Source organism: Pseudarthrobacter sp. PS3-L1, assembly GCF_030063285.1.
GTDB lineage: Bacteria > Actinomycetota > Actinomycetes > Actinomycetales > Micrococcaceae > Arthrobacter.
Map to the genome: position 1 here is coordinate 416,247 of NZ_JASISU010000004.1, position 25,746 is coordinate 441,992.

Annotated in this window: 16 protein-coding genes; 12 read left to right on the plus strand and 4 right to left on the minus strand. The window is 58.1% G+C overall.

The features are described 5' to 3' along the window. Positions 1-137 precede the first annotated feature (137 nt). Genes QMG79_RS13220 through QMG79_RS13235 form a run of 4 tightly spaced genes read left to right on the plus strand, consistent with a single transcriptional unit; the run spans position 138 to position 8,534 of the window. Positions 138-779: a CpaB family protein gene (locus QMG79_RS13220; RefSeq protein ID WP_283539051.1), complete on the plus strand. Its 642-nt coding sequence runs from the start codon at positions 138-140 to the stop codon at positions 777-779. Then, positions 776-2,122, plus strand: coding sequence for a CpaE/TadZ family protein (locus tag QMG79_RS13225; RefSeq protein WP_283539052.1), 1,347 nt, complete (start codon positions 776-778; stop codon positions 2,120-2,122). Before QMG79_RS13220 ends, QMG79_RS13225 begins: the two co-directional genes overlap by 4 nt. 55 nt (positions 2,123-2,177) lie before the next feature. Further along, positions 2,178-7,040, plus strand: coding sequence for an NAD-glutamate dehydrogenase (locus QMG79_RS13230; RefSeq protein ID WP_283539053.1), 4,863 nt, complete (start codon positions 2,178-2,180; stop codon positions 7,038-7,040). Positions 7,041-7,064: 24 nt separating this feature from the next. Next, positions 7,065-8,534, plus strand: coding sequence for a sensor histidine kinase (locus tag QMG79_RS13235; protein ID WP_283539054.1), 1,470 nt, complete (start codon positions 7,065-7,067; stop codon positions 8,532-8,534). Positions 8,535-8,636: 102 nt separating this feature from the next. Here the strand turns inward: QMG79_RS13235 and QMG79_RS13240 are convergent, their stop codons facing one another. Next, on the minus strand, positions 8,637-8,885 hold the full coding sequence (locus QMG79_RS13240) for a WhiB family transcriptional regulator (protein WP_283539055.1): 249 nt from the start codon (positions 8,883-8,885) through the stop codon (positions 8,637-8,639). Between the two features lie 230 nt (positions 8,886-9,115). Between QMG79_RS13240 and QMG79_RS13245 the strand changes: the two genes are divergently transcribed. Then, positions 9,116-9,601: a hypothetical protein gene (locus tag QMG79_RS13245; protein WP_502934739.1), complete on the plus strand. Its 486-nt coding sequence runs from the start codon at positions 9,116-9,118 to the stop codon at positions 9,599-9,601. A 22-nt stretch (positions 9,602-9,623) separates the two neighbouring features. On the opposite strand, the gene QMG79_RS13250 is transcribed toward QMG79_RS13245, so the two are convergent. Then, complete coding sequence (locus QMG79_RS13250; RefSeq protein WP_283539056.1) at positions 9,624-13,670, minus strand: FtsK/SpoIIIE domain-containing protein; 4,047 nt, start codon at positions 13,668-13,670, stop codon at positions 9,624-9,626. Positions 13,671-13,841: 171 nt separating this feature from the next. On the opposite strand from QMG79_RS13250, the gene QMG79_RS13255 reads away from it, so the two are divergent. The 6 genes from QMG79_RS13255 (at position 13,842) to QMG79_RS13280 (ending at position 21,518) form a co-directional block, all read left to right on the plus strand. Then, complete coding sequence (locus QMG79_RS13255) at positions 13,842-14,438, plus strand: acyltransferase (RefSeq protein ID WP_283539057.1); 597 nt, start codon at positions 13,842-13,844, stop codon at positions 14,436-14,438. 109 nt (positions 14,439-14,547) lie between these two features. After that, positions 14,548-15,735 (plus strand): UDP-galactopyranose mutase, encoded by a 1,188-nt coding sequence (gene glf / locus QMG79_RS13260; RefSeq protein WP_283539058.1) that lies wholly within the window; start codon positions 14,548-14,550, stop codon positions 15,733-15,735. After that, a complete protein-coding gene (locus QMG79_RS13265; RefSeq protein WP_283539059.1) occupies positions 15,732-17,720 on the plus strand; it encodes a glycosyltransferase in 1,989 nt (662 codons plus the stop codon). The genes glf and QMG79_RS13265 overlap by 4 nt, the downstream gene beginning before the upstream one ends. Next, positions 17,717-18,598 (plus strand): ABC transporter permease, encoded by an 882-nt coding sequence (locus tag QMG79_RS13270; protein ID WP_283539060.1) that lies wholly within the window; start codon positions 17,717-17,719, stop codon positions 18,596-18,598. The genes QMG79_RS13265 and QMG79_RS13270 overlap by 4 nt, the downstream gene beginning before the upstream one ends. Further along, positions 18,599-19,324, plus strand: a complete 726-nt coding sequence (locus QMG79_RS13275) for an ABC transporter ATP-binding protein (RefSeq protein WP_283539061.1) — start codon at positions 18,599-18,601, stop codon at positions 19,322-19,324. Between the two features lie 109 nt (positions 19,325-19,433). Further along, the gene (locus tag QMG79_RS13280) at positions 19,434-21,518 is read left to right on the plus strand and encodes an acyltransferase family protein (protein WP_283539266.1); all 2,085 of its coding nucleotides are present in this window, start codon (positions 19,434-19,436) and stop codon (positions 21,516-21,518) included. 20 nt (positions 21,519-21,538) lie between these two features. Here QMG79_RS13280 and QMG79_RS13285 read toward each other — a convergent pair whose 3' ends face one another. Together QMG79_RS13285 and rfbA are read right to left on the minus strand one after the other, a co-directional pair. Then, on the minus strand, positions 21,539-23,521 hold the full coding sequence (locus QMG79_RS13285) for a DUF6541 family protein (RefSeq protein WP_283539062.1): 1,983 nt from the start codon (positions 23,519-23,521) through the stop codon (positions 21,539-21,541). Between the two features lie 38 nt (positions 23,522-23,559). Then, entirely contained in the window at positions 23,560-24,423 is an 864-nt protein-coding gene (gene rfbA / locus QMG79_RS13290; RefSeq protein ID WP_283539063.1) for a glucose-1-phosphate thymidylyltransferase RfbA, read from the minus strand. Between the two features lie 137 nt (positions 24,424-24,560). On the opposite strand from rfbA, the gene QMG79_RS13295 reads away from it, so the two are divergent. Then, entirely contained in the window at positions 24,561-25,712 is a 1,152-nt protein-coding gene (locus QMG79_RS13295) for an acyltransferase family protein (RefSeq protein WP_283539064.1), read from the plus strand. Positions 25,713-25,746: the final 34 nt, after the last annotated feature.

The following is a 25,746-nucleotide window of genomic DNA, read 5'->3' on the forward strand; positions in this document are numbered from 1 at the left end:
TTTGCCACCCCCCTGTCTTCTGAGTGCGGTTATCCACACATTTCAAGCCAGCCGAGGTTTTTTCTTCCCAATCAGCATCCTGGGCGGTAAGAATGGGGGTCCAGGCCTGACGCCTGGACCCCTAGCAGGGAGCGTCCATGAGCCAGAAAGCCACCATCGGGTCCGCTCGGTTGAAAAGGCCGTCGTGGCGTGACCCTAGGCTTGTTGTGGGAATCCTCTTAGTCCTTGTTTCGGTGGCAGGGGTCATCCTGCTCCTGCGGAGCGCAGACCAGACTACTGAGGTCTTCGCTGCCGGTGGGTCCATCGCTGTGGGTCAAAAACTGACCGTTGAGAATTTGATAGTTGTCAACGTCAAGCTTGGAGCAGTGGAGACCCACTATTTCACTGTCGAAGGCGGCGTTCCGGAAAACCTGGTGGCGATTCAGCGGATTGCCAAAAATGAACTTATCCCCAGGGAAAGCCTGGGCCGCCTCGACTCCCTCAACCGCAAGCCCGTATCGATCGACGTAGCTGATGCCCTGCCAGATCAGGCTGTACCGGGAGCTCGAGTGGACGTGTGGGTTGCATTGCCCGACGACCGAAATGGATTTTCGGAACCTGAACTGCTACTCCCGAGCGCCGAGATCGCGGCCATCACGCAGGGAACTTCATCGCTTGGTGCTCAACGGACAGTGCAGGTTATGATCCTCGTTCCAGACGAGAAAATGCCTGCATTGCTCGGCGCGCAAGCCAACAAGGCCAATATTGCGGTCGTCTGGAACCCGGGTGCTGCGCAGTGAACATTCCCGTTGTCACCCTCGGGCAGCCTCGGGGAGACTTGGTCGGTGGGTTGGAGCGGCTACACGGGCCCATCACAGTGGTGCGCCGATGCTCAGAACTGACGGAGCTAATTGCCGCGTGCCAGAGCGGACTTGCGCGGGCGGCTGTGATTGCTGACGGCACAAACGACTTGACTGCTTCCCTGGCAGAACGACTGTTTGCGTCTGGTGCCGCTGTCGTTGCCCTCACTGATGATGGCGCGGAAGCGGAACGACTGGAATCCTTCGGTGTTGTTGTCGTCGGAATGACCCTTGAATCCGCAGCTCTCGCGGAATGTATTTTTGACGCAGTTGCCACATTCCGATTGCACTACAAGACGTCGTGGAGCGGTAGCGGACTTTCGCACACATCAGTTTTCCCATCGGCTCAAGAAGCCAGGGCTAGCGAGGGACCCCCTCAGGGCATGGATGGTGCTAGCTCTGGCCTGGCTGATGGAGGCTCTCCGGCGTGCGAGGTTATAGCTGTTTGGGGTCCGACAGGAGCACCCGGTAGGACCTTACTCGCAGTAAATCTAGCCAGTGAGCTTGCTTCGACGGGTCAAAAAGTTTTGCTGATCGACTCGGATACCTACGGTGCGAGCGTGGCGGCAGTCCTTGGATTGACGGACGAATCGGCGGGTATTGCGCAGGCTTGTCGTCTTGCCGACCAGGGATTATTTGATGCTTCAGCACTCCAAAAGACATGTGTCGATATCGGCCTCGGTCCGGGGACCTTGAGCGTACTGACAGGAATCACCAGGCCCGATCGCTGGCCTGAGCTCCGCCCAGTAGCCCTTGGGATCATTGTTGGCTGTGCTCGGCAGGAATTTGATGCACTTGTGGTTGACGCTGGGTTCTGCCTGGAAACTGACGAGGAGCTGAGCTTTGACTCTGCAGCCCCTCGGCGGAATGCCGCTACTCTGCGGATCCTGGAGTTGGCCGATACCATTTTTGCCGTGGGTGGAGCAGATCCCCTGGGCGTTCCCCGTCTAGTCCGCGGGTTAAGCGAGCTCAGGGCTAGGCTGCCCGGTGCAAAGATACAGGTAGTCCTCAATCGGGTTCGGGTGTCAGTCGTGGGGCGTGACCCAAAACGTCAGATTCAAGACGCTTGGCTGCGCTATGGGCCGCAGGATCGGATAGCCGCTTTCCTTCCATCTGATACCCAGGCCACTGACGATGCACTCAAAAGAGGCTCGCTGTTGCTAGAAATCGCCCCCAACTCCGAGCTTCGCCTTGCTATCCGCAACCTGGTTTGTGCACCTACCCAACAGAAGCGCAGAACGTCTGTCCTAAGTGCCACAGCGCATGTCTGGAGGAACACATAGGCTCAATGCAAAGGCTGCAACGAAGCAGCATCTACTCGTATGGAGGCGTTTGTTGATGTCGTCTGGGTCCAATGTGGAGGATCAGTTCGCAACTCGTGGAGGCCAGGATGAATTCCTCCGCGATTACTATCAGCATCTTCCCGAGGACGACCTCGCGGCCTATGCCCAGGATCTTCTCGCGAAGCGTGCCATCCGGCATCGGGGTGTCGCCACGCCCCGCCAGCCCGGCCAAGCGAATATGGAGATCTTCGACGAAGGCAACAGAAGCGTTGTGTACATCGTCACAGACGACATGCCCTTCCTTGTGGACTCTGTCAACGCAGAGCTCGTGCGGCAGCGGCAAGCAATCCACCTCGTTCTCCACCCACTTTTTGTTGTCACCCGCAGCCGTGATGACGGTCGACTTATCGCGACGGACAAAGTCCCGGCGCATGTTGGGACATCGAGCGGTGATACGGCTGCAATGCCGAGCCTCTCGCATCTCATTGCCCAAGGTGACAACGCCTCCCACATGGAGTCGTGGATCGCAGTGGAAATCGAGCAGACCGACGCCGCCGCGAAGGCGGATCTAGAGGTCGGTCTCCGGCGTGTTCTTGCAGATGTTCGGGCAGCAGTGGAGGACTGGCCGCGAATGCGGCGCACAGCGCTGTCCATTGCAAAAGATCTGGCCGATATGGCTGGTTCTGGCCAGATCGAAGGAATCCGACAGGCGCAAGATTTGCTGTTGTGGTTGGACAAGGGGAACTTCACCTTCTTGGGTTATCGGGAGTATGACCTGGTAAGTGTCGACGGGGAGGATGTACTGAGCCTCAAGGAGGACAGTGGACTGGGCCTCCTGCGTTCCCATCCGGGCACTCGACCAATTCAGCACCTCACCGCCGCAGGACGGGAACTTGCCCGGGAAAAGCGCGCGCTGGTCATTACAAAGGCAAATTCCAGGTCGACAGTTCACCGTTCTGCCTACCTTGACTACATTGGCATCAAGAGCTTCGACACGGCAGGCAACGTCACGGGGGAGCGACGCTTCATTGGTTTGTTTGCCACAACTGCCTATGCGGGATCTGTCCTTGACGTACCGATCGTGCGTGACAAGGTTCAGGCCGTCCTAGGAATGGCGGGATTTCCACCAGACTCGCACTCGGGAAAAGATCTGCTGGGTATCTTGGAGACCTATCCCCGAGATGAACTTTTCCAGATTGAGGTGGCAGACCTTTCAGCGACGGCCACGGGTATCCAGCGTCTTCAGGAACGCCGCAGAACCAGACTCTTCCTTCGTCCAGATGTCTACGGCCGGTTTATGACTGCCCTGGTGTACTTGCCTAGGGACCGCTACACCACCAACGTCAGGCTCAGGATAGAACAGGAACTTCGTTCTACTTTCGACGCCGTCTCCATTGACTACGAGGCACGCATGACCGAGTCAGCACTGGCTCGGCTTTTCTTCCGGATCAGGCTGCCCCGTAACGCTGACGTCAGCGAGATCAGTGCTGATGCTCTTGAGGCTCGACTGGTGCGCGCCGCTCGATCCTGGAGCGAAGGTATCTCCCAAGTCCTTCGTGACCGCGGAGAAGATGCGCAGGCAAACCTGTTGGCCGCCAACTGGGCTGAGGCTTTCCCTGCTTCATACCGGGTGGACTATGAGGTTGAGGCTGCCCTTGAAGACATTGAGCGTTTTGAAAGGTATTCAGAACAGTCACCGCAGGGCTCCGACGTGGATGGCGAAAGGCCTGGTGTCCACGTGTATATGCCAGACGGTGCTGGAGCCACGTTGGAGGAAGACGCCCGGGTGAAGCTCTACATGCGTTCGCCGCGAAGCCTCAGCCAAATTCTGCCGTATTTCCATCACCTCGGTCTTGAGGTGCTTGACGAGCGGCCGTTCGAAATCGAGACTGCAGATCACCGTGATTTTTTCCTCTACGACCTGGGGCTGAAATATCCAGCGGGTGTTGACCCGCTCCGAACCGGAACGTTACTGGCGGACTACTTCGGCGCGGCCGTGGCCGGGGACACTGAATCCGACAGCTTTGACAGGCTGGTTCTTCAGGAAGTCCTGCCGTGGCGGACCATCAGTGTCCTGCGTGCGTACGCAAAATATATGCGCCAGATGGGTAATACGAACTCTTTTGAATTCATTGCCGACACCTTGCTTGCCAATCCGGATGTGACGCAGGGTTTGGTGGAACTCTTCTCGATTCGCTTCGACCCGGACGGACCGTCGGCCAAGGGAGGCGTGCGCAGCGAGCGCGAAGATGATGTGCGAACCTCCCTTGATGCTGCAATCGAAAATGTGGCCACGCTTGATGCCGATCGTGTTCTTCGGACGTTCGTCAACCTCATGGACGCTACCCTCAGGACTAACTTTTTCCAGGGGAGGCCATATCTCAGCTTCAAGCTGGACCCGGCGTCCATTGATGGATTGCCGTTCCCTCGGCCAGTCTATGAAATTTGGGTCTATTCGCCGCGTGTAGAAGGTGTCCATCTCCGGTTTGGCAAGGTCGCCCGTGGCGGTCTGCGCTGGTCGGACCGACGTGAGGATTTCCGGACCGAAGTCCTCGGTTTGGTGAAAGCCCAGACGGTCAAGAATGCCGTAATTGTCCCGACAGGAGCGAAGGGCGGATTTTTCGCAAAGCAACTGCCCAATGCGGCCGTTGACAGGGCTGCGTGGATGGCGGAAGGCGTCGAGAGCTACAAGACGTTTATCCGGGGACTCCTTGACCTAACAGACAACCTTGTCACGGGCCCGGAGGGTGAAGTGCTGGTGCCGCCCGCTCGCGTGGTCAGGCATGACGATGATGATTCTTATCTGGTTGTTGCCGCGGACAAGGGTACAGCCACCTTCTCTGACATCGCCAATGGGCTTGCGGCTGAGTACGACTTCTGGCTTGGGGACGCGTTCGCCTCTGGTGGCTCGGTGGGCTACGACCATAAAGCTATGGGAATCACGGCCCGCGGTGCATGGGAATCTGTGAAGCGTCATTTCAGCGAACTCGATCTTGATACGCAGACAGAGCCCTTCACTGTGGTGGGCGTCGGAGACATGTCCGGTGACGTCTTTGGCAACGGAATGCTGCTGTCTCGGCATATCCGGCTCTTGGCTGCTTTTGACCACCGCCACATATTCCTGGATCCCACGCCCGACGAGAAAGGATCCTTCGCCGAACGCGAACGCCTGTACAACCTGCCGCGTTCCTCGTGGGACGACTACGATCGGAGCCTGATCAGCGCTGGCGGCGGGGTCTACCCACGACAGGCAAAATCGATCCCGATCTCGGCCGAGGTCGTCGAGTCCCTCGGGCTTGCAAAAGGAACAACGCGGCTGAGTCCTGCTGAACTCCTGAAGGCAATACTTCTGGCACCTGCTGACCTCCTGTACAACGGCGGAATCGGAACATACGTCAAAGCAGCGTCCGAGACAAGCGCGGATGTGGGCGACAAAGCCAACGACGCCATCAGGGTTGACGGCGGTGACCTTCGGGTCAAGGTCGTCGGTGAGGGTGGCAACCTTGGAATGACGCAGCGCGGTCGGATCGAAGCAGCACTGCAGGGCGTCATCCTCAACACTGACGCCATTGATAACTCTGCGGGCGTCGACTGTTCTGACCACGAGGTCAACATAAAGATCTTTGTCGACAGAATGGTGGCGGCAGGAAAACTCACGGCAGAGGAGCGCCCAGGCTTCCTCGCTTCCATGACTGATGAAGTCGGGAGGCTGGTGCTGCAAGACAACATCGACCAGAACATCCTGCTTCTCAACGACAGAATGAAAGTTGCCGAGTGGAGTCCCAGCTACGAACGGCTCATGGACTGGCTTGAGAGATCGGCGGATCTCAAACGTGATCTTGAGGCTCTGCCTAGCACCGACACCCTTCAGGGGCGCCTTGAACAGGGCCAGGGACTGACGGCTCCGGAGCTTTCCGTCCTTGCTGCCTACGCGAAAATTGAACTCGCCAACGCCCTGCGACAGAGTGACCTTCCAGATGACCCCTGGTTCCGACGTACACTGCGGGCCTACTTCCCCCAGCAACTGCGGGAACGATTCGACGCCGAGCTGGATTCGCATCCCCTGCGCCGAGAAATCATAGCGACGGTTGTTGCAAACGACATGATCAACCTCGGTGGGATCACTTTCGCTTTCCGGACTATCGAGGAATCATCGGCCACTGAGGCTGCGGTTGCAAAAGCCTTTGTGGCCCTACGGGAAGTCTTCGATATCGATTCCATGGTGAACGAGCTTAATAGCTTGCCTGCCGCCTTCCCTACCGAGCACTGGAGTACAGTCCACCTGGATATCCGTCGTCTTCTGGACCGGGCCGTTCGCTGGCTCTTGGGCCAGGGAGGAACATCCGGAACCATAGAGGAGATCGTTGGCTACTTTAAGCCCATGGTTGACCCGATGCGTATGCGGCTTGTCGACTATCTCCAGGGTGGGGACCTTGAACGTGTTGAGGTCGAACTCGAGAGGGCTGGTGCCTGGGAGCTTCCCCCGACCCTTGCACATCGTTGGGCTGAACTCTTTGAGAGCTACGTTCTCCTGGACGTGGCGAAAATCGCGCATCAGCGGAACGAACCTGTTGAGGAGATCGCCAGCGTCTACTACACGGTCTTCGACCGATTCCACGCAGACTCGTTGTTGGTCCGGATCAGTTCGCTGCCTCGACGTGATCGTTGGCAGGCATTGGCACGGGCAGCGCTCCGGGATGACTTGTATTCCACCGTTTTGGATATGACTGTTGCCGTGCTCGAAGCATCCACGAGTTCAGAGGAGCCGGCAGCTAGGCTCAGCACATGGGAAGAGCTGAATGCCGAACAATTGGGCCGTGCCAAGAGCATGTTTGATGAAGTGAATTCACTCGAGGCAGATGACATGGCGTCACTGTCGGTAGCATTAAGGCTCCTGAGGTCAATCGTTCGACGGTAGCAAGCCGTCACAGCTGGAGGTGCAGTGGCAATCTTTACGGATCCAATCAGGGAACACGCTGATTTTGGGCCGGGGGATGCGGAATGGCTGCACCTCCTGGTGGGGGACTGGCAGATGGTGGCAGACCTTGCGTTTGCAGACCTGGCCCTCTGGTTTCCGCACCCGGAACATGGCTACGTGGCGTTGGCCCATGTCAGGCCTTCTACAAGTCACACCGTTTTTCACGGTGACTTTGTTGGAGATCCCATTCGTCCTGAGCTGAAGCCGTTGGTTGACAGGGCCTGGGAGAGTCGAACCATTGAGCGTTCCAACGAGACCAACTGGAGCAGTGACACGGCCCTGCGCGTGGAAGCTGTTCCTATGGTGCGCAACGGAAGTACGCTGGCGGTTTTGACCACCCATATGGATCTATCCAGCTCCAGGATGCCATCGCGGCTTGAACTGACCTATCGCCAGTGTGCCTACGATCTCTTGCGGATGGGTACCCTAGGGTTGTGGCCTGACTTTGCCTCGCCAACAGGTTCGCGCCGGGGTGCGCCACGTGTCGGTGACGGTCTTATCAGGTTGGATGCCGAGGGGATCGTGCAGTATGCCAGCCCGAACGGTGTTTCCGCGTTTCGCCGACTTGGAGATGGCGAGTCTCTTGAGGGCAGGGCGCTGGCTGAGGTTACGGCAAGCTTGCTCAAGGACCGCAGGATGGTGGATGAGACTCTTCCCCTCGTTGTCACCGGCAGGATGCCGTGGAGAAGTGAAATAGAGTCCAGGGGTGTCAGCCTGTCGCTTCGCGCCATCCCCCTCAGGGATGAGCAGCAGCGTTTCGGTGCCCTGGTCCTGTGCCGGGATGTGTCGGAACTTCGGCGCCGTGAAATGGAATTGGTCAGCAAGGATGCCACGATCCGCGAGATTCACCACAGGGTCAAGAACAACCTCCAGACAGTTGCAGCCCTCCTGCGGATGCAGTCCCGGCGGATGGTGAGTGACGAAGCGAAGCAAGGCCTTGAGCAGGCAATGCGGAGAGTCGCAACTATCGCGCTAGTCCACGAAACGTTGTCGCAAGGGCTTACACAGAGTGTGGATTTCGACGATTTGATCGGGCGCCAATTCAGGCTCTCGGCAGAGGTTGCATCGCCTACACAGCAAGTTCGGACCCAGCGCTCAGGACTCTTTGGTGAGCTGCCCAGTGACTTCGCTACGCCGCTGGCGTTGGTCATCAACGAACTGGTCACCAACGCTGTCGAACATGGACTGGCAGGGCGCGCTGGGACTGTCTGGCTCTTGGCCGATCGCTCAGAGGGCGAGGACGGTGAGGAGATGCTCACCGTGACGATCGAAGACGACGGAGTTGGGCTACCCAGCACTCCCCATAAGGAAGGTCTTGGGCTACAGATTGTCAGGACCCTGGTCACCAGCGAGCTGGGCGGCAGTATTGCCTGGAAGCCACGTGACGGTGGCGGGACTGCCGTTGAGATTCAGCTAAGCCTTACACCGCGCTGATTCAGTTACAGAGAAGGGTCCGGACCACGTGGTCCGGACCCTTCTCTGTATATCCAGGGATGTCATGTACCGCCGATGGGCGACAACCCCGTGACGCAAAAGTCAGGATGCGCGGCGGGCTCGCGCAGCGCGGCGCTTCAGGGCACGACGCTCATCTTCACTCATGCCGCCCCAAACTCCAGCGTCCTGGCCGGACTCCAATGCCCACTGCAGGCAGGTGTCCACGACCGGGCAGCGGCGGCAGACACTCTTCGCCTCTTCAATTTGGAGGAGGGCCGGGCCAGTATTTCCGACAGGGAAAAAGAGTTCGGGATCTTTTTCGAGGCAGGCCGCCTTGTTGCGCCAATCCATGCTGATCAGTTGCTCCAATTCTGGGAATCACTACTTGTGAAAATATTCACTAGCAGCTACATAGGAAAAGGGCCCTGTGGGCCCCCTTGGTCATCTGAATTAAGCCTGTCATGTTAACGGTGCGTAAACAAGGGGTTCTCATGACGCAATGACCGATGGGCGTGAGCGATATGTCACACTGTTCTGCCGTCCCCACGCGACCTTTCGACTATGTCGGGTATGGTGCCAGTGTGTCAAGACCTCATTCCGGCCCCCCAGAACCATTCCCGCCAACTGGCAGCAGCCGAACGGGTGATAGCGGTGCGGCTGGGCCCGCCCCGCGCCGCCCGCGCGCCGTTGCCCTCATTGCGGCAATCACAGCTGTTGAGGCAACTGCTCTCCTCGCGGCCGCTGCTTGGTACGGCATAGAGCTCCTCTCAGGTGCACCGGTAACGTCGCTGGGTGGCGCAGTTTTTACGCTCGGTTTGCTGTTGGCATTTTCCGCATGGCTGTATGCCGTCAGCTTGTACTTGTTTCGAGGCTACCGATGGACGCGAGCGGCGGCTCTGGTGGCACAAATCTTGGTGCTGACTATTGGGTTTCCCACCATGACCGGAGGCTATGTTGCCTTGGGATTGGTCATGGTCATTCCTGCAGCGGCCGCAATCGTCCTTCTTTTCGACAAGCGAGTCATCGCCTTCGCTTCTAAGACCGGCGGAGCGCCACCTGTGCTCTGATTGCTGCGCTGCCGATCGGGCCTCACCCCTTGTCGGTGTCGGGGGCTCCGTCCCAAGCCACCTGGACAGTTGTTGTGATGTTCCGCAAAATGAGGGCGGCCCTGCCTTGCGGGGGCGACGGCTCGACAGTGAGTTTGCTGTTGAACAACTCCCCATCCTGGGGACTTTTTGGGAGAAGGACGAGGCCGCGACCCTGTACCCGCGCACCAAGAACGAGAGGGTCGACGTACCCCATCGACGCATCAGGGTCCATGGTGAAAATCAGCTGCAGTCCGGCCGCAGCCAGCCTCGCCACGTCGAGCCTCATCGCTGGAGTGAGCCGGTGCGCATCATCAATAAGGAAGACTTCATGGGGCGTATGGGCGTTCCCGATTGAAGAGATCGGCTGAGGCAGTGGAGCCATCGAAGCACCACAGGCCGGTGGTTGAATCCAGGTAAATTTCACCTTCGGGTTGAGTGCTACGAAGCTTCTGAGAGTCGCGGTTTTCCCTGTTCCGCGGCTGCCGACAACGGCCATGATGCCCCCTATAGGAATGTCAACGTACACGGGTGTAGCGGTGTCGCCGCCGATACCGACCAAGAGACTGGCGTAGCCCGCCGAGCTCACGTCTGCTGCCGCTGCTGCCCGGGGATTGGCGTCTGCCAGGTTCTGCAACTCCGGGACGGAGAGCCGGCAGGGCAGCGCATCAATCCGAAAAGGCTCTGAACTGCAGACTCCAGGGCTGAACAGGTCCCCTTGCGCCTTGTCGTAAATCACGCAACTTGCCGGTCCGTCGTGTGCTGCCGGTCCAAATGCCACGCAGTGCGCCGGGTTGGCGCGATGCGGCAGTTGCGGCCACCCCAGGAGAGCCTCCCGGGGCGCATTGCCAGGAAAATAGATGTGGTTCGCTACGGAACTGAGAAAACGTGCCGCAGTAAGCTCCCGTCCTCCCGAGATCACTATGAAGATCTGGGCCCCCAAGCCGTCGCGAACGATGTCGTGGACGAGATCCGCTACGGATTGGAGTGTTGGCGTCTGCCAGGCGGACACCCAAGAACCCCAGCCTTTGATGACCACGAGGAGTGGAACAGCCGGTGGGCTCGATGCGGTGATCCTGATGCGCATTTCCGCGTGGAGCCGCATAATAATTCTGGCTGCTCGCTCCATTTCCTCCAGACCTGCCGCCGCGCCGATTCGTGGTTCATGTGTTTGGACCAGCGTTCCTCCAGCGTCAAGGATGTAGAGGTGTGATTCATTGTCCTGGTGCAGGCTTCGGTGAACGATCATGTCCATTGCATCGTCAACAGCTGGGCCGTACCCGATCAGTGCCAAATGACCGTGGATTACCGGAACGAAGGTGAAAAGGCTCACCCGCTGGAGTCTCGGGAGATCCAGCCACCCCAGCGGAAGGTTGATCCCTAGTGGATCCGCCGGCGAGTCAGGATGGACTTCCGCAATGTCATGGCAAGGGCTGAGAGCGGGATGCGTATAGGGCAGGGATCCAGGCAGTGGATCTGCCACTGGTTTTCGCATTTGCCATCCACCGATCTGCGACCAGACCTCCGTCAACCTGAGGGAGAGTGATTCGGCCGCAGCGGCCGACGTCGCCGCCGTCCGGTCTTTTTCATCACTGGGAAGCTTCACGCGACCCACGAACGAGGCAGCTAGATAAACCTCTTGGGTAGCCGATTGGGTGGTGCGGACCACCGGCATCGTCAACGGGACCGTCTGAAATTCCTCGGAGGCGCCGGAACCACGGACAAGATACGCCCGGCCTGGTCTGTTGACAGCAATAGTACTTGCCAGGGCCGAACCGATGATGTCGACGGACTCTGCCGCGGACTGGACCCGGAGGGCGATTCTTGACGTCACATTTGCCTGAATATCGGCCGTCACCGCTCCCTGTGGCCGTTGTGTTGCCATCACCAGATGGATCCCCAAGGACCTGCCAACACTGGCGATGCGCAACAGTTCCCGGAGGGCAGCAGGCGCCTCATCCATCAGGACCCTGAACTCATCGACCATCACGATGAGCTGCGGCAACGGCTCCCACGCCTCTCCCGGTCCAGCTGATTCCAAGGACATGCGTTGATCCCGATACGATTCGGCATCAGTACAACGCGCGCGGGCTAAAGTGTGTTCGCGACGGAGTACTTCGGCATGTAGGGACCTCAAGAATCTGTCGATTTCGGACGATGAGAGGTCAGTGAGCAGTCCAACGCAATGGGGAAGGCCAGCAAGCACTCCCAGTCCGGATCCGCCTTTGAAGTCAAGGAAGAGAAAGTTTATCCGAAGGGGTGGATAGGTGAGCGCAAGTGAGCCGGCCATCGTCCGGAGGAGCTCTGATTTCCCTGCACCTGTGGTCCCAGCGATAAGCAGGTGTGGACCGTCGGCTTCAAAGTCAAAGGTGATAGGCCCCGACGTCTGGACGCCTAGCACAGCGACCAGTCCTGGTCGCTGCGGCCCAGCCCAACGCGCAGCGACCGAATCTGGGTCTGCATCGACAAGGCTTTCGAACGATGCGTCACCGCACATCTGCGAAGCGCCCTTCTGTATACGTGGGGTGAGCGTGTGGCTACGGCGGGCATAGGCATCAAAAACGGCGTCGCTGACGAAGTCCGGAAGGAGTGTCAGAGATCGCGAACCATCCGTAAAAACAGCGGACTCCTCTGTCAGCACTATGTCGTGGGCGGCTGGCTCCGCAGACACCGGAACCATTCGTAGGACGCTCCAGCCACTGGCCCTGCCTGCCATTGCGAGCATCTCATCGCCTGTTGAGTCCTCGCCGGGCAGGATGACGAGCGCGCCGCGACACGCTCCCGGCTGTGGACCGTGACGAAGTCTCTCCATTACTTGTCCTGGGGCAGCAACGAGAACGACGCCGGGAAGGAAACGGGCAGCCAGAGGCAGAGTACTGGCGGGGCCAGCTATGATCACTTCCGAACAGGGGCCCCCAGGCAGAGCATCCTTCTGCAGCAGCAGGCTGCGCAGAAAGCCATTCTGGGTCCGGACTGTGCCGCGAACAGTGAGGCACTCCAGCGGGAATTTTAGGATCACGGGAAGTAATCCCAATGTCGGGATGTCTCGGTGCGGTGTAGGTGGGTCCAGGATGATGTTGGCTGGCTGGTCTGCCCTACCAATGCGAAACAGCGGACCAGGGCATACTCCTGTTGGGTGCCCAGCGACTCGAAACTTTCCCATCACCACGTCCGCAGCGCTGGGAGAGGAGAGCCGGCGTCGTTCTGCATCCCGCGTGGTGGCGTCGTCCAGAGAGGCTGCGAAACGTTGCTGCTCTGACCGTCCAAGCACAAGGGGGAGGGCCATCATGATTCCGGTCACGGCAGCGAAGGCAAAAAATACCCACATTCCCGTAAAGGTCGCAATGCCTGCCCCCGCTATGACGGGCAAGCCAACGGCAAGAAGGACAAGTGCACGCCTAGGCGGAAGCTGAAGATTCGTGACCACCAACGGCCCAGTATCCCGCGGAAGCTCTGACGCCGCCATGGGCGGCACAGCAGCATCTGTTTGCCAGCCACCGTCGAAACACAGTGAAAGCTGCACCACACCACAACGAATGCGCGATTGGGTCGAGACAGGAGCTTCAGTGATCCGATGTCCGTCAACGAAAGTCCCATTGGAACTGTTGAGGTCCCTGAGCCTGACATGGGTCTCCGACACAGTGAATCTGGCGTGAAACCGTGAGATCGAAGGATCAATGACCTGCAGGTCGCTCCCGGCCCTGCCGAGGGTGAAAGTACCGCGCGATAGCCTGAATATTTTTCCTGAATCTGCACCGCTATGGACTGCAAGAACGAGGGGAGAAGCGGAGGAAGAGGCATCTTGTCCCGACCCGGGCGTTATCTGAAGCCCGTCCACCAGGATGGCACCGTCGAGCAGCGGAAATTTACCGGGGACGGAGTCAGCCACAGGCTGTCCCGCGACAAATAGCTCTTTCGTTCCGAAGCGAATCCCAAGAGCATCCTGCAGGTCTATGCCTTGAGCGCCAGATGACAGCACGACAGTCAGTTCCTGCGACGGTGACTCCAGCGCGGAGTTTGGGCCGGCCACCAGAGTGCAGTGAAGGAGCATGTTCCCCGCCTTTCATCTTTGGCCCTGTTGAGGAACACGGTAATCGCGGTCTGCGCGACGTGGATTGAGGCATCAGACCCATGTGCATAACTTGGAGTTGGCGTCTGGGCAGCAGCTTTGCGGGCCCCCGTGGAATATGCTCGGTGCAGTCCATCTCATAGAGGAGCAGAAATGACTACGTCCATCGAGGTCAGTGCAGACGTCTCTGATGCAGCTGCGATCGGTGAAGGCAGCAGAATCTGGCATCTCGCACAGGTTCGGGAGAACGCAACGATAGGGACGAACTGCATTGTTGGACGCGGCGCGTACGTGGGGCCGGGAGTCCGACTCGGGAACAACTGCAAACTCCAGAACTATGCGCTGATATATGAACCCGCAGTGCTGGGCAACGGTGTTTTCATTGGCCCCGCAGTGGTCCTGACCAATGATGTCTTCCCCCGGGCTGTGACTCCCCAGGGCGACCTGAAAACAGACGATGACTGGGACAAAGTCGGGGTCAGTATTGGCGATGGGGCCTCCATTGGCGCGCGGGCAGTCTGTATCGCACCGCTGAAAGTCGGCGCCTGGGCTACCGTTGCTGCAGGCGCCGTTGTGACCCGCGACGTTCCAGATTACGCACTTATGGTGGGTGTGCCAGCTCGGCAGATCGGTTGGGTAGGTAGGGCCGGATTCCCCTTGGAAGCGGAAGGTGAGGGCTGGCGCTGCCCCACGACCGGGACCAGGTACCGCGAGATTCAGGGCGTCCTCCATGAGGAGGACCCCGCGTAAAAGCCAGCTGCCGCCGTCGTCAATCACGGGACCCCAAGATCTCTCAGGTACGCTAGATCCGCAGACCTTGCTCAACAAGGTGCTGCCCACTTTCTACCCAGGAGATTTTGTGACAGCTGACCTCGTCATCGTAGGGTCTGGCTTTTTTGGCCTGACAATCGCAGAGCAAGCCGCAACTGAGCTCGGCTTGAAGGTTGTCGTCATCGACCGCCGCCACCACATTGGTGGAAACGCGTACAGCGAAAAAGAAGAGCAGACCGGAATTGAGATCCACCGCTACGGTGCGCACCTCTTCCACACCTCAAACGAGCGCGTCTGGGAATACGTCAACCGCTTCACAACCTTCACCAACTACGTCCACAAGGTTTATGGCGTCCACAAGGGAGAGGTCTATTCCCTGCCCATCAACCTTGCGACAATCAATCAGTTCTTCCGAGCCAACCTGACTCCGGGCCAGGCCAAGGAACTGATCCAGGAGCAGGCTGGGGAACTCGCAGGTACTGACCCGCAGAACCTCAACGACAAGGGAATCCAGCTGATCGGCCGGCCCCTGTATGAGGCGTTCATCAAGCACTACACAGGTAAGCAGTGGCAGACGGATCCCAAGGACCTGCCTGCAGGGATCATTTCCCGACTGCCTGTCCGCTACAACTACGACAACCGGTACTTCAACGACAAGTACGAGGGCCTACCGACCAACGGCTACACCGCGTGGATCGAAAAGATGGCTGAGCACCCAAACATTGAGGTCCGGCTGAACACAGACTTCTTTGATGAAAGCCATGACTACAGCAAGGAAAAAGTTGTAGGGAAGATCCCGGTCATCTACACCGGACCCGTCGATAGGTATTTCGACTTCGCCGAGGGTGATCTTTCGTGGCGCACCATTGACTTTGAGGAAGAAGTCCTCGACGTCGGTGACTTCCAGGGCACCTCGGTAGTCAACTACAACGATGCTGACACTGCCTACACCCGTGTGATTGAACCGCGCCACTTCCACCCCGAGCGCGACTACCAGACGGAAAAAACAGTGATCATGCGCGAATTTTCCCGCGCAGCCGAGAAGGGTGACGAGCCCTACTACCCGATCAATACCCCCACTGACCGCGACAGGCTCAGCAAATACCGCGACCTCGCCGCAGCGGAAAAAGACGTTCTCTTCGGCGGCCGCCTGGGTACCTACAAGTACCTCGACATGCACATGGCCATTGGATCAGCACTGACAATGTTCGAGAACAAAATCCGTCCGCACTTCGAAGCGGGCGCATCGATTGAAAGTGGCGGCGTCGACGCATGAGCACGGCAACTACAGAGAAGACCACACAGCAGTGGCAAGCGCTCCAGCGGGTCATCTTGCCCAGCCAAAGCCAGATGGATACCGTTCCCCTCTACATGGATATGGGAACAGCCACCGGCAGCCAGCTGCCAACGCTGGGTGATGGTGACGGCCAAAAATCAAAATCGCAGTTCAATAGCTCTGGACAGGAAGCTCACGTTGAGGACTTCCTGTCCCGACATTCGACCTCTGTTCGAAGCGGCGAACGAGTTTCCTTCGGCAGCTACTTTAACGCCTTTCCCGCGAGCTACTGGAGGCGCTGGACCACCGTTGACCAGGTGCGGCTCAACGTCAGAACACAGGGCAGCGGCTCGGTCATCGTCTATAAGTCGAACGCCAGGGGATCGCTGCAGCGGGTGGACACACAGCGCGTCGAAGGTTCCATGGAGAGTAACTTCGAGCTTTCGCTCGCGCCTTTTGGCGATGGTGGTTGGTACTGGTTCGACCTGGTGGCCGGTTCCGAACCCCTTGTCATGGTCGGTGCCGAGTGGCAGGGCCCGGCGACCTCCTCGGCGCCGGGGCGGGTTACCCTCCAGATCACCACCCTGAACAAGACGGATTTCTGCATTAACAACCTCCGCCTGCTGGGTGAAAGCGCCGACGCCATGGAGCACGTCCATGAGGTCCTGATTGTTGACCAGGGTACTCAGAAGCTGACGGACGCCGAAGGATTTGATGAGGTCCGCGGCCTGCTCAACGGAAAGCTTCGAGTCATTAACCAGTCAAACCTGGGCGGCTCCGGCGGTTTCTCACGGGGAATGTTTGAAGCTGTCGAGAACGGCAGTGATTATGTCCTGCTCATGGACGATGACATTGTCGTGGAGCCGGAGAGCATCATCCGGCTCCTGACCTTTGCGGACCGCTGCAAGACCCCAAGCCTTGTTGGCGGTCATATGTTTGATCTCTACAACCGCACGGTCCTCCATACCTTCGGTGAAGTAGTTAACCCCTACAGGTTCCAGCCGTCCCTGCCCAGCGATGAAATGACACTGGGCCACGACTTTCTTTCGTCGAACCTTCGTCAGACCTCCTGGCTTCACCGCCGCTGCGATGTTGACTACAACGGCTGGTGGATGTGCCTGATCCCCACCCAGGTGATTCGTGAGATAGGTCTTTCCCTTCCGGTGTTCATCAAATGGGATGATGCAGAATACGGCCTCCGGGCAAAAGCACATGGCTACCCGACAGTTTCCCTGCCGGGCTCGGCCGTATGGCACGTGTCGTGGATCGACAAGGACGACCTTGTTGGCTGGCAGGCCTACTTCCACGCCCGTAACCGTGTGGTTGCCGCACTCCTGCACAGCCCCTACGAGCATGGTGGCCGTGTCGTCCGCGAGTCGCAGTACATGGACGTGAAGCACCTGGTCTCCATGCAGTACGCCACAGCGCACGGGCGCCAGTGGGCACTGGAGGACGTTCTCAAGGGTCCTGACGGCCTCCGCGACATCCTGCCGACCAAACTCCCTGAAATCCGGACCATGCTGGCGAAGTACTCCGACTCCGTCTTTAAGTCCAACCCTGAGGACTTTCCGGCACCCAAGATGGACAAACCTCCCCGCCGTGGGCAAGGAGTGTCGCAACCTTCCAAGGTGGCGCTCCTTCCGTGGGCCGCGAAGACAGTACTCAGGCAACTGTCCAGCCCAGTCACCGGAACCAGTGCGGATCGACCGCAGACCACGATCCCTCACCAAGACAATCGATGGTGGCGGATGGCTCAGTATGACAGTGCCGTTGTCTCAAATGCAGAGGGGACCGGGGCGTCCTGGTATCGCAGGGATCCCAAACAACTTCGCTCCCTCCTGGCGGAGAGCGCCAAGCTCCATGCCGCGCTGTTGCGCGACTGGGAAAAGCTGAGCCGGCAGTACAAGGCAGCCATGCACGATCTGACATCAATAGAGTCGTGGAGAGAGACGTTCCGCGAGCATACGCAGAATGAGGTCAAGTGAGCGTTGGCGCAGAGGGAGAGCTGACCCGACCTGGCCTGGGCCGCGGGTTTTCTGATCTTCGACAGTCGGGGTTCCTTCTGAAGCTCCTGGTCCGCAAGGAGCTGAAGGTCCGCTACCGGGGCTCTGTTTTGGGACTGCTGTGGTCCTATGTCAAACCTGGTGTTCAGTTTATTGTTTTCTACATTGCGCTAGGGGTTTTCCTAGGCCTTGAGAAGAGTGCGCGAAACCCGGACGGGTTGGCAAATTACGCGATTTACCTGTTCTCCGGTATTATCCTGATCAATTTTTTCTCTGAAGCATTGGGAAATGCCGCGCGGTCAATAGTGAACAATGGCAACCTGATCAAGAAAATCTACCTACCGCGAGAGCTCTTTCCCGTCGCTTCCGTCTGGGTGTCTGCAGTCCACTTCTTTCCGCAGCTTGTTATTCTTCTTGTTGCCTGTATATTCGCTGGCTGGACTCCGACGGCGTTCCAACTGATCTCTGCTGTGGTTGGCTTTGTGATCGTGGGACTCCTGGCGACCGGGCTCGGTCTGCTTTTTGGATCTGCCAACGTCTACTTCCGCGATTCTGAAAACCTTGTGGACATGCTGCTGATGATCGCCACGTGGGCTTCACCCGTCATGTACTCATGGACCATGGTTGAACAGAAGCTCGGCCCCACGGTTTTCGCGTTCTACCAGGCAAACCCCATCACTATTGGTGTTGAGCTTTTTCACTTCGCTTTCTGGTACCCAACGACTGATGGGTCAGCATTGATGCCACCGAATCTGCTCATCCTCTGGGCCCCGGTTGGACTCGCTATCTCGCTGGTCATTTTGGGTCTCGGACAGTTGACCTTCCGTCGGCTTGAAGGCCGTTTCGCGCAGGAGCTCTAGATGGTAAATGCAATTGAAGTATCCGACATCAGCAAACAGTTTGTCTTGCGACACACGCGTTCTATCAAGGAAGCCGTCGTGTGGCTTGCAAAAGGCCGGAAAGGGGATCTTTCGGAGAAGTTTCACGCCCTCAAAGATGTTTCCCTCGCGATCAAAACCGGAGAAACTGTCGCCCTGCTCGGCCTCAATGGCTCCGGGAAGTCGACGCTTCTTAAGCATATTTCAGGCGTCATGCTCCCGGACTCGGGCACTGTCCATACGAGGGGACGAGTTGCTGGCCTCATTGAGGTTGGCGCGGGGTTCCATCCTGACCTGTCAGGCAGAGACAACGTATACCTTAACGGTGCGATTCTTGGCATGACGGAGCAGCAGATCGAGGAGCGATTCGATGCCATCGTTGAATTCTCCGAGATTGGGCAGTTTATCGATACGGAAGTTAAGTTCTACTCCTCGGGGATGTATCTTCGACTGGCATTTTCAGTAGCTGTCCATACCGATCCAGAAGTATTCCTCATTGACGAGATTCTTGCCGTCGGTGATGAACCTTTCCAGAAAAAATGCATCGAGAAGATTCAGCAACTGGCGCAGCAGGGGAAAACTCTGGTTGTCGTGAGCCATGACCTGGATCTTGTGTCTCGGATCTGCGATCGCGGAATCCTCCTCGAACACGGAAAAATTACCTTCGACGGTCCGATTGTCCAGGCTGTGGAGCTCCTCCGGGCCTGATTGGCCGAATTTTCAGGTGGGAGACTGTTCTCCCGTCGGTGGCTCGCGTTTCATTCTTGAAGGCTAGGGGACCGTGCGGTCAACGCAAAAGGTTGTCCATGTAAGGGAAGTGTCTGCTGCACCCATAAAGCATTCTGGCCGCAGGCTCGATCTTCAGGGACTGCGGGCCTTGGCTGTGGGTTTGGTGATTGTTTATCATCTGTGGCCGAGCCTGCTTCCGGGTGGATTTGTAGGCGTGGATGTCTTTTTTGTTCTCTCCGGATACTTCATAGTTGGCTCTCTGGTTCGCGAAATCCAGCGAACTGGCAGTCTCAGCCTCACCAGATTTTATACGCGACGAATTCTCCGGTTGCTTCCAGCATCAACTGTGGTCCTTCTCGCCACGTTGGCGGGAGCACTGTTAGTCCTACCGCAATCTCGGTGGCAGTCTATATCGCAGGACGTGGCGATGTCTGCGCTGCAGATCCAGAATTGGCATCAAGCGTTCAGTACAGGAACCTACGCGGGTGCGACGGCACTGGTGTCGCCGGTCCAGCACTTTTGGTCCCTTGCTGTGGAGGAACAGTTCTACCTGGTTATCCCGGTCCTCCTTGCCTCCGTTGCCTGGTGGCGTTGGATGCCCGGCGCGTCACTGCAAAGTCGTTGCCTCAAGCTTTTGCTGGTTCTCTTCGCTGTGTCCTTTGTCCACAGCACAGTGCTCTCGCAGTCCCACCACGACCTTGCGTACTTCGCCACGTCAACACGCGTCTGGGAGTTGGCGTTTGGTGGAATCCTCAGTCTTAGTGGTGCCGTGGCGCTATTTGGGGCTGCGTCCCGGCGCGTAGCCGGATTCGTTGGACTCTCGGCTATTGCGTTGTCGGCCCTGATCTTCAGCACTGACCTGGCGTTTCCAGGTTTCCTGGCGCTCCTTCCGGTTCTGGGAGCCGGAGCCATCATCCTTGCCGGAGAGTCGCAGAGCGGAGGCTTGTCGAGTACGAGATCCGTGACGGCTCTTTTTTCTACGAGACCTTATGTGCTCGTGGGTGATGTTTCGTATTCGCTGTATCTTTGGCATTGGCCAGTCATCGTCTTTTTCGTGCAGGTGTCGGGGCGCCAACCAGATGCTGTCGATGGCATTGTGCTGGTAGCGGTTAGCCTTGGCCTTGCTGCCCTTTCCTATCTATGGGTGGAGCAGCCGTTTCGTGGCTCGGCGGGAGCCCGGGCGACGCGCCCATTCTCAAGGAAGGTAGGCCGCCATGCTCGTCGCGGGAAGACTGCCTTCGGCTTTGCCGCCGCGCTAATCGCGGGCACTGTGGTCATTGCAGCCGTGCCCTGGACAGTCATGGAAATGAAGTTCTCGAGCATTGAGCAGACATTAAATGTGCGGGAATATCCGGGAGCGCTAGTAATGCCCGCCGGGCAGGGTGTGGATACGCCTCCCAGCATGCCTGTGCTGCCCGATCCGGCAGTGGCGCTCAGGGACCTACCGATGACGGCAGCCGGGGACTGCGGTGTCTTTGATCCAGTTAAACAGGCGCGCGATAGCTGTGTCTTTGGAGCAGAAGACAGCGCGAGGACCATGGTGGTTATTGGCGACTCACATGCAGCCCAGTATGTCGATCCATTGGTATTGGCCGGAGCGCCAACTGGCTGGAATGTCCAGGCGATGGTCCGAAACGGTTGCCCGTTTTCGTCCTCGCCGCCTCGATCCGTCAACACAGTCTTTCAGGGGTGCGCAGATGCGAACGCCCTTTCCGTCGCCATGATCCTCGACCAGAAGCCTGATTTAGTGGTGGTCTCTGGAATGAATCCTGAGAGCTATGCTCGGGAGCTGAAATGGCGATGGACCGACGATGAAAGCCTCCAGAAAGGATACGAGGATCTTCTGGGACAATTGCGCGCCGAGAACATTAGGGTTGCAGTTGTTCCTGACATTCCCCTCCCGGAAGGTTCAGTGCCGGATTGTGTGGCTTTGCGAGGTAGCAGTCCAGAGTGTGGAGTTCCTGTTCCCGACCGCGCTTCCCACCCGGACCCCCTCGCACTGGCCGCAGAAAATATCCAAGGCGTCGACGTGGTCAACCTTGACCCCTACCTCTGCGACGAGCACGTCTGCCCCGCCGTTCTGGGCAATGTGTTGGTCTATCGCGACAACCACCTCACCAATACCTTCGCCAAGACGCTGGCCCGACCGCTGGGATTGCTCTTGGGCCTGTAGGGCCAGGGACCCGACGGCGTCTACCGGCAGGCTGTCACCTCGAAAAGCTTTGCATCGCCAACTTGCGCAAGAAGTGTGAAGCCGTCAGTAGGGTTGGAGATTTCAAGGCCCGGGAACCCTGCGCCGCCTCCGTTGACTCCCTGGGTTCCAAAGTCGAGGACATAGCCAACGTTGAGGTCCCTAACCGCGTTGCAGACGTCAGGATCGCTGGCTGCCCAACGTAGCCTGCTGTTGATCAGTTTTTCAGAGGCTGTGTAGGTGGTCAGCGTGTGCTTGGAAGTCGTGTTTCGGTCAGCCAAAGCGTAGGCCAGGGCAGCTCCGGTCCAGGGGTTTGCGGCGATAGTCGCCCCTTCCGGGACGAGGGCATCGACTTTTTCTAGGATTGCCAGTTCGTCTGAGCTCACAAGGGGTGAATCAGGCACTTCGGCGTAGCTCATCCTGGCGGAATCAACTGACGCTGCCAGGGGGATCATCTGCGTGTAGCCAATGAGTCCAAAGACAACCAGCACAATGATCGTTGGCTGGAGGTAGCTCGAGACCGTTTTATTTGTCCCTAATTCCTGCCTATGGCCACCGAAGTCAAGTGAAGCGCATTTCTCCGCCAGCGCACCAGCACCGATTGCGGCCAGGGGTACTGCCATAACGGGCAGTAGGGCTGCAAGTCTGTAACTGTCGTTGTACCAGACACCTGTTACAGCCAGACGGAAGTCGAGGTCGGAGACGCCTGACACGACAACGAAGAGGAAGCCAACGGCCGCAAACGATGCGACGGCCCACAATGACTGACGATGATGAATTAGGACGGCGAGGCCAGCGATCATCAGGATGCTTACTGTCCAGGCTGGTGGTCTGAGCATTGCGGAATTGCTGACAATCTCACCAATTGCCTGGCCTTCAGACTGGATGGGGCCCCAGGTGATTGCCTCAAGTGGTGGACGAATCACCTGCCAAAGGTAGACCACGAGGAACCCGCCAACGATCAGTCCGACTACCGAGACGGCGGCTATTGCGAGAGCTTTGGGCGAGCGACCCCGCTTCAGAAGTCCAAGCACAAATGCACCGAGAATGACAGGGATCGAGAGCGCAAGAAGCGACATAACGCCATTGGGATGTGCCAGGGCGACCGCAAGGGACCCAGCTGGAGCCAAGTAATACCGCTGCAATCGGGAGGGGTCAGAGTCTTTGGCAACACCCAGGAAGATGGCTACGGCTCCCAGTACACCCGGAATGAGGCTGATCGAGAGGAAATTCGGATACAAAACGCCGAAGTCCAGGAGTAGCAGCGGGAAGGACCCAAAACCGGCTGAGAGGAGCCCAGCCGCACCAATGACGATGGGGCGACGCCCAGCGATGGCCCTCGTGAGGAACATGCATCCTGAAACCCAGACGACTGCCGCAATACAAATGTTGAGGACGTTGACAACAACAGGAATCTCCGTGCCAGTTCCCTGCACCAGAAGACTTGCCATGTCGTGCCACGCCGCAGGGTAGAAAAACGCCGGTCCACCACCGCTGGTCATGTCGCTCAATGACAGTGACGAAGCATTCTTTGTGTCCAGGATGTACTGGATGGCGTTCAGGTGGAAAACATTGTCGAAAGTCTGGGAGATGTTCTCTGGGCGATCGAAGACCATTTTCAGTGAGTAGGCTACAAGGCCTGCACCGGCAACAAAGCCGATCAATGGGACTGCTAGTCGTCGATGGGCCTGACGCCACCCGATTTCAGTATTCTCGGCACCAGCACGGAGCGCTGGGATGAATCGGAGGGCGATCATCAGGGCGCATAGGACCGCCACAACAACTGCCACGGGTAACAATGACCATGCCATTCCTGCCCGTGGCGCAAGCAAACCGGCAACAGAGACCATGCCTACGCTGAGGGATGGCGCCAGTGCCAGATAGCGTGCCTGTCGGATTCCCAGTGCCAGAAGCACCAGCCCCCCGGGGACAAAGAGAAGTGCAAGGCACGCAAGTGCCAGGGGGATGGTGCTGAACCAGGTCACGTCATTCTTTCATGGTCGGGTAGGACAAGTACGGCAGGTCAGTCCTCAAGTAGTCCTAGAAGATAACTGCCATAACCACTTTTCGCCAAGGGTTCGGCCCGCGCTCGAAGTTCGTCATCAGTGAGAAATCCCTGGCGCCACGCGATTTCCTCCGGGGCGCCGATCTTCAATCCCTGTCGCGTCTCGATCGTTCGAACGAAGTTTGAAGCATCGTTGAGATCGCTGAATGTCCCGGTATCGAGCCAAGCTGTCCCGCGAGGAAGAATCTCAACGTGAAGGTCGCCGCGTTCGAGATAAGCGCGATTGATGTCAGTGATTTCCAACTCGCCGCGGGCTGACGGCTTGAGGTCCGCCGCTATGCCCACAACGTCATTGTCGTAAAAGTAGAGCCCCGGGACTGCGTAGTGACTTCGGGGGTGCTCAGGCTTTTCTTCAAGGGAAAGGGCCCTGCCTTCCTCATCGAATTCCACGACGCCGTAGGCTTTGGGATCTTTTACCCAGTAGCCAAAAACTGCCCCGCCTTTGATGTCTGCGTGCCGACGAAGCTGAGTGCCCATCCCCTGACCGTAAAAGATGTTGTCACCGAGTACCAGGGCAACATTTTCGTTGCCGATGTGGTCAGCTCCGAGGATAAAAGCTTGTGCGAGACCATCCGGAGTGGGCTGCTGAATGTACGTGAGGTTTACGCCAAACTGTGAACCGTCGCCCAGTAGGCGTTTGAATTGATCTGCGTCGTGGGGTGTGGTGATGATCAGGATGTCCCGGATGCCAGCCAGAATCAGTGTTGACAGGGGGTAGTAAATCATCGGCTTGTCATAGACCGGTACTAGCTGTTTACTGATACCCAAGGTGATTGGGTGGAGCCGGGAACCCGTGCCGCCTGCCAATATTATTCCGCGCATTGGACAATCATCGCTTTACGTCGGTTGAACACGCAAACCAGGCTAGCGAGTCCCACCGCTGAGCTGCGCCCTGCGCTAGCTCCTGCGGTAGCATTGCCTGTTGATGTTGTATAAGCCCAATGCGATTCGGAGCTAGTGTGTCAGCCAGTAAGCCAGGGTCAGATCTCCGCTTCGGCAAGCAATTGGATCCCAGAAACAACAGCCTCAATCTCATCCGCTTGCTCCTTGCCTTGGCTGTGTTGGTACATCACAGCTGGCCACTCTCAGGAGCGCAGGGGGAGCCAGGTTTTGCCGGTGATTCGCTGGGCAGCTGGGCGGTTGCCGGGTTCTTTGTCGTCAGTGGCTACTTGATCACTGGGAGCCGCATGTCCCATCGATTGGGCGATTATCTTGTGCACCGGGTTGCGAGGATCATGCCGGCATTCGTCGTCTGCTTGATGACCATCGTCGTCTTTTTTGCCCCTATCGGCTACATCGTGGCCAAGGGTTCGCTGTCTGGATATTTTGGCACTGCAACTTCTCCGCTGAATTTTTTGGTTTCCAACCTGACGCTGAAAATAAACCACTACGATGTCGCGGGCACTCCACTGAACGTTCCATACGTCGGGGCATGGAATGGGTCCCTCTGGAGTCTGTACTACGAGTTCCTCTGCTACCTGGTTGTGGCGGTCCTTGGATCGTTCGCTGTGGTCCGCAAATCTCCTTGGGTTATGACGGCGCTCTTCGTTGTGGCTGTAGTTGCCCAGGCAAACACTGAGGTGATTGCGCAGTACACCAATGGCAACCCCGATGTTGTCCTGTTCCTCAGACTGCTGCCGTACTTTCTTGGTGGTGCAGTTCTGTTCATGTGGAAAGCGAAATTTGGAATCCACTGGCTGCCGGGAGTTCTCAGTCTTGCCATCGCGCTCCTGATGGTGTCCATCTTCCCCACATGGGGTGGGCAGGCTTCAGGGATCCTGATGGCCTACGGTATCCTCTGGATTTCTACGTGGCTTCCGCAACCTGCAGTCATCGCCAAGAACGATATCTCCTACGGCGTTTACATTTACGCTTTTGCATTTCAGCAACTGCTTGCCGTCTTCGGTGCCCACGAATGGGGCTTGCTGGCGTTTTCCGTTGCTGCCGCCGTCTTGACCATTCCAACCGCAATGGCCAGCTGGTTGTGGGTGGAAAGGCCTGTCATGCGGCGAGTCCGCGGCGCGTCGCGGCCACACAGGAGCAGGACCGGCCCGCTACCACTGACCGTTGATGCCGCCCCGTCAGCGCCCGGGACGTCTGTGGGCGCGTGACCCCTGGGGAACGTCGAGCGCAGATGCCGATGGC